The sequence below is a fragment of the Microbacterium umsixpiens genome (assembly GCF_053543675.1).
In genome coordinates this window covers 1-3,839 of record NZ_JBLVOH010000050.1, presented here as the reverse complement: position 1 = coordinate 3,839, position 3,839 = coordinate 1, and the positions used below count along the sequence as shown (strand labels likewise).

Annotated in this window: 3 protein-coding genes and 1 pseudogene; all 4 read right to left on the bottom strand. The window is 70.7% G+C overall.

Features of this window, described 5'->3' with window-relative positions; genetic code table 11:
• Nucleotides 1–110 precede the first annotated feature (110 nt).
• Nucleotides 111–1,559: a glyceraldehyde-3-phosphate dehydrogenase gene (locus ACNPM4_RS05470; protein WP_448984988.1), complete on the bottom strand. Its 1,449-nt coding sequence runs from the start codon at nt 1,557–1,559 to the stop codon at nt 111–113.
• 180 nt (nt 1,560–1,739) lie between these two features.
• Complete coding sequence (locus ACNPM4_RS05465) at nt 1,740–2,405, bottom strand: SDR family oxidoreductase (RefSeq protein WP_448984986.1); 666 nt, start codon at nt 2,403–2,405, stop codon at nt 1,740–1,742.
• Between the two features lie 85 nt (nt 2,406–2,490).
• Nucleotides 2,491–3,426, bottom strand: a complete 936-nt coding sequence (murQ, locus tag ACNPM4_RS05460; protein ID WP_105709495.1) for an N-acetylmuramic acid 6-phosphate etherase — start codon at nt 3,424–3,426, stop codon at nt 2,491–2,493.
• Nucleotides 3,416–3,839: pseudogene (locus ACNPM4_RS05455) on the bottom strand (ATPase); the annotation flags it as partial. The gene murQ and the pseudogene ACNPM4_RS05455, both read right to left, overlap by 11 nt.

The following is a 3,839-nucleotide window of genomic DNA, read 5'->3' as shown; positions in this document are numbered from 1 at the left end:
CCGTGCGCGCCGGCGCGCTCAGCCGATGCGATCGGAGACGCTCGGTGAGCAGGGTCGCGGTCTTCATGCCCCCATCATGCCGGGCGCCACCGACGCGGCGCAGGAGACGCTCAGCCCTGCAGCGTCACTTCGCGGCGCTCGGGCAGCACGATCGGGTGCGACCCCGCCATGACCTCGAGCACGCGGATCACCTGGCACGAGTAGCCGAACTCGTTGTCGTACCAGACGTAGAGGATCAGGGTGTCCTCGTCGGCGATCGTGGCGAGGCCGTCGACGATGCCGGCGCGGTGCGAGCCGACGAAGTCGGTGGAGACGACGTCGGGGCTCTCGACGTAGTCGATCTGCTGGCGCAGCTTGGAGTGCAGCGAGACGCGGCGCAGGTAGTCGTTGACCTGCTCCTTGGTGGCCGGGCGCTCGATGGTCAGGTGCAGCACCGCGAGCGACACATCGGGGGTGGGCACGCGGATCGAGCTGCCGGTGAGCTTGCCCTCCAGCTGCGGGAGCGCCTTGGCGACGGCCTTCGCGGCTCCGGTCTCGGTGATGACCATGTTCAGCACGGCCGAGCGTCCGCGGCGGTCGCCCTTGTGGAAGTTGTCGATCAGGTTCTGGTCGTTCGTGAACGAGTGCACCGTCTCGACGTGGCCCTTGACCACGCCGTACGCCTCGTCGATCGCGGCCAGCACCGGGGTGATGGCGTTCGTGGTGCAGGATGCCGCCGAGAGGATGCGGTCGGAGTCGACGATCGTCTCGTCGTTGATGCCGTGCACAATGTTCTTGAGCGGGCTCTTCCCCGGCGCGGTGAGCAGCACGCGGGCGACGCCCGTCGAGCGCAGGTGCTGGGAGAGCCCTTCCTCGTCGCGCCAGCGTCCGGTGTTGTCGACGACGATCGCGTCATGGATGCCGTGGGCGGTGTAATCGATGGATGCCGGGTCGTCGGAGTAGATCACCTGGATGCGGGTGCCGTTCGCGATGATCTGCTCGGCCTCCTCATCGACGGTGACGGAGCCGGCGAAGCGGCCGTGCACCGAATCGCGCAGCAACAGGGAGGAACGCTTCGCGAGGTCGTTCTCCGCACCGCGGCGCACGACGATGGCGCGCAGCCGCAGTCCGCTGCCGCCGCCGGTGTGGGCGATGAGGATGCGGGCGAGCAGGCGCCCGATGCGTCCGAAGCCGTACAGCACGACGTCGGTGGGCTCCGCGGCGACGGCTCCCATGGCGGGTGCGAGCTCCTCGGCGAGGTAGTTCTCCAGCGGCTGGTCGCTCTCGGCGTGCCCGGCGACCAGGCGCGCCACGTCGAGGGAGGAGGCGCCGGGGGCGAGGGCGTGGATCGCCTCCAGCACGGCGAGCGTGTCTTCGATCGGGAGCCGCTCGTGCCCGAGTTGGGCGACGCGCTCGTGCACCTCGACCAGTCCCGTCGCCGAGAGCCCGAGCAGTCGGTGCCCGTGCAGCGAGGTGACCACATCGTGTTCGCGTCGAAGCGCCCCGATGAGCGGGATCATCCGCTCCGCCAGCTCTTCGCTCTCAGCCCAGTCGTCGCGGTGTGCCGCGGAATCGTTCATCTGCGTCCTTGCATGTGTGAGCGCGCGCCGAGATCGCCGGCGCGCGAATGTGCCGGGTGGATCGGGGGATGCCACCAGCGTACAAGCCGCGAGATGACGAGCCGAATCGGTGGCACGCACCGGCTGCGGATCGCCGGCGGTGTCCCCTCGTCATGGAGATCCGCACCCCGTCACGCTCGGTCAGTACTGCGCCGAGAACGCCCCGTCCGACTTGAGCAGCTGTCCCGAGACCCAGCGGCCCTCGTCCGACACGAGGAACTCCACCACGGCCGCGACGTCGGCGGGCCGTCCGAGTCGCCCGAGCGGCGTCATCCCGGCCAGCTCCGTGCGCGTCTCGTCGTCCATCCAGTCGGTGTCGATGGGTCCGGGGTTCAGCACGTTCGCCGAGATGCCCCGCGGACCGAGCTCGCGGGCAGCCGAGATGACCAACCGGTCGAGAGCGCCCTTGGATGCGCCGTAGGGGAGGTTTCCGGTCACGTGGTCGCTGGTGAAGGCGAGGATCACTCCCCCGTCGTCGCCGACCTGTCGCGCGAACGCCGCGATCAGCAGCAGGCTCGCCCGTGCGTTCACGGCGACGTGCAGGTCGAAGCTCTCGGCCGTGGTGTCGAGGATGCCGGATTGCACGTCGTGCGCATGGCTGAGGATGAGCGCGGAGATCGGACCGTGCGCCGCCACCACCTCGGCGATCAGGGCCTCCGGTCCACCCGCGGTCGACAGGTCAGCGGGGTGGTCGGCGTCGCGGAGGTCGCTGGTCACGACGGTCCATCCGGCCGCGCGCAGGCGGGGAACGATGCCGGCGGCGATGCTGTTCGCGCGCGCGGCGCCGGTGATCAGGGCGAGGGGCATCCGGCCACGCTACCGGACCGACTCCCGGGCTCGGCGCGGCCCGCGCAGGGGCCGAGGCACGTCACGACGGCACCGGCCACTCCCCTCAGGCGAGAGCGGCGATCGCGTCGCGGAGCACCCCGTCGGCCTCATCGAGCGCGGATGCCGCGGCCTGCGGTGTGGCGTCGACCGCCAGCATCAGCAGGGCGCGCTTGACCGAGCCGTCCGCCCCCTGCAGCGCGGCAGCCGCGACGTCGATGTCGACGCCGGCGAGCTGCGACACGGTGCGGATGGAGCGCGCGTGGAGCTTCTCGTTCGTGGCGAGGAGATCGACCATCACCCCGCGGTAGGTCTTGCCGAGCTTGATCATCGACAGGGTCGTGAGCATGTTCACGACGAGCTTCTGCGCGGTGCCGGCCTTGAGGCGCGTCGATCCGGAGATGAACTCCGGTCCGGTCACGACCTCGATGGCGACCTCCGCGGCGGCACCGATCTCGGAGTCCGCGTTCGAGGCGATCGCCGCCGTGAACGCGCCGACGCTGCGGGCGTAGTTCAGCCCGCCGACGACATACGGCGTCCGGCCGGAAGCCGAGATGCCGACCACCGTGTCGTCGGCCGAGAGTCCGAGTTCACGCAGGGAGCCACCTGCCGCCTCCGCGTCGTCCTCCGCATTCTCCACGGCCGAGCGGATCGCGATCTCGCCGCCGGCGATCAGCCCGACCACCATCGAGGGGTCCGTGCCGAAGGTGGGCGGGCACTCGCTGGCATCCAGCACGCCGATGCGGCCTGCCGTGCCGGCCCCGATGTAGATGAGCCGACCGCCGCGCCGGAACCGCTCCGTGATCGCGTCGACGACCGCCGCGATCTCGTCCGCCCGTTCGGCGACCGCCTCGGGGACCCGCCGGTCCTCGTCGTTCATCCGATGCACGAGCTCGGCCGTGCTCAACAGGTCGAGATCCCCGCGCTCGGTCGTGGACGCCTCGGTGCCGAGGCCTTCCAGTACGGAGAGGAGGGAGGCGAGGCGGGAATCGTCATTCGGCACGGTGGACGAACCTTTCGTGAGGGAGATCGGTGCGGCGTGCGATCAGCAGCGCGCCGTCGAGGGCATCGCCGGCGGCGAGGACCACCCGGCGTCCGGCAGCGTGCAGCGAGGAGACGAGGCTGTCTCGGAACCAGGCGTGATCCGTGAGGCCGCCGTGCAGCGCGATGTCGCGAGTCAATGACGAGGCGGCGACGGCCGTGGCGGTGAGCAGGCGGATGCCTTCCGTCGCGATCCGGTGGGCGACGTCGTCACCGGTCTCCGCGGCGTCGAGCACGAGAGGCGCCAGGGAGCCGAGACGCCGCGCGACCGATCCCTCCTCGGCGAGCCAGGAGACCACGTCGTCGGCGGGAAGGATGCTCGCGGCGACTGTTTCACTCAGTCGCGTATCGGGTCCGAGCCCGGCGGTCGCCCGC

Coding starts and splice junctions, on each gene's coding strand:
- ACNPM4_RS05470 (WP_448984988.1), bottom strand. CDS start 1,559: ATGAACGATTCCGCGGCACACCGCGACGACTGGGCTGAGAGCGAAGAG.
- ACNPM4_RS05465 (WP_448984986.1), bottom strand. CDS start 2,405: ATGCCCCTCGCCCTGATCACCGGCGCCGCGCGCGCGAACAGCATCGCC.